Source organism: Kitasatospora putterlickiae, assembly GCF_039527695.1.
Lineage (GTDB): Bacteria > Actinomycetota > Actinomycetes > Streptomycetales > Streptomycetaceae > Kitasatospora > Kitasatospora putterlickiae.
Window position 1 is genome coordinate 7228 of the sequence record NZ_BAAAKJ010000242.1, and the last position, 1688, is coordinate 8915.

Annotated in this window: 1 protein-coding gene and 1 pseudogene; both read right to left on the reverse strand. The window is 78.7% G+C overall.

Annotated features, from left to right (window positions below):
- Positions 1–354, reverse strand: a pseudogene (locus tag ABD308_RS24410) (hypothetical protein); the annotation flags it as partial.
- A 148-nt stretch (positions 355–502) separates the two neighbouring features.
- Positions 503–1688 (reverse strand): aminotransferase-like domain-containing protein (locus ABD308_RS24415; protein WP_344338610.1); only part of this gene is annotated, 1186 nt, incomplete at its 5' end.

Consider the following 1688-nt stretch of genomic DNA (forward strand, 5'->3'; position numbering starts at 1 on the left):
CGCCTGGAGCTCGGGCGGCGTGGGGGCGTTCTCCTTGAAGAAGATGACGCCGGCGGCGCGGCCCGCGCGGATGGTGGCGAGCAGTTCGGGCGGCGGGGTCGGGCCGGGGTAGGAGTAGATGACGCGGCGGCCGGCGAGTTGGCGCGAGTCGATGGCGGACACGGGGGTCGTCCTCTCCGTGGGGGTGGCGTGCGCGGTCGGAGCCGTCGGCCCGGGTCCGGTCCGGGGTTCGGCGGGGCGCGGCGGCTGGGCGGCGCCTCCCTGCGCGGACAGGCCGAACGGGGCGGACGTCGCCAGGGCGGAGAGCAGCAGGGCGAGGAGCGCGACACGGATCGTGCGGCGGGGTATCGGCATCCGGCCTCCCTTGGTCGGTCGGGTCCGGGCGGTCGGGACCCGGGCGGCCGGGGCCGGGCACCGGGGCCCGGGAGCGGCTCGCGCCCGGGTTCGGCCCGGGGCACCCGGCCCGCGGTGGCGGGGCGGGCGCGGCGTGACACCAGCAGCCTCACCCCGGGAGCGGTCCTCCCGCCTCCCGGAGCAGCCGTCCGAGGACGGCGACGCCCTCCTCGATCTCACCGGGCGCACCGGCCGCGTAACCGAGGACCAGCCCGGGCGGGTGCGGCAGCCGGGCGTGCCAGGAGAGCGGCTGCACCTTGACGCCGTGGCCCAGCGCCGCCGTGGCGAGCTCGGTGTCCGTGCAGGTCAGGCCGCCGGGAAAAGTGATCATGAGGTGCAGCCCGGCCGCCGCGCCGTGGACCACGGCGCCGGGCAGGTGGGTGCGGATGGCCGCGGTCATCGCGTCGCGCCGGCGCCGGTGGCGCGGGCGCAGCAGCCGCAGGTGGCGTTCCAGCGCGCCGGAGTCCATCAGCCGGGCGAGGACGAGTTGCGGCAGTGCGGGGTTGCCGAGGTCGCCGAGCCGCTTGGCGTCGACCAGGAGGTCCCGGTAGCGGGCGGGGGCGAGCATCCAGCCGGTGCGCAGGGCGGGGGCGAGGAGCTTGGAGACGCTGCCGAGGTAGAGGATCTGTTCGGGGAGGACGCCGCGCAGCGCGGGAACCGGCGCGCGGTCGTAGCGGTGCTCGGCGTCGTAGTCGTCCTCGATGACGAGCCCGCCCTCCGCCGCCCACCGGAGCAGTTCGCGCCGCCGGGCGCCGCCGAGCACGACGCCGGTCGGGAACTGGTGGGCGGGCGTGAGCAGGACGGCGCGGGCGCCGGTGGCGCGCAGCGCGTCGACCCGGATGCCCTCGGCGTCGACCGGGACGGGCGGGGTGGCGGTGACCCGGTGGCCGAGGTGCTGGCGGGTGCCGAGCGAGCCCGGGTCCTCCACGGCGACGACGTCGAGGCCGACCGACCGCAGCACCTCGCCGGTCAGCGCGAGCGCCTGGGCGGCCCCGGCCACGATGAGGACGTCCTCCGGGTCGGCGCGGATGCCCCGGCTGCGGCCGAGCCAGTCGGCGACGGCGCGGCGCAGGGCGGGGGTTCCGCGCGGGTCGCCGTAGCCGAAGTCCTGGGCGGCGAGGTCGTGCAGGACGGCGCGTTCGGCGCGCAGCCAGGCGGCGCGGGGGAAGGCGGCGAGGTCGGGGACGCCGGGCGAGAGGTCGGTCCGGGCGGGGGCCGCGCGCAGGAGGTCGAAGGTGGCGGGGACGGGCGGGTCGTCGAACGGTGAACCGGGGCGGGGCGGACGGGGCGCCGGG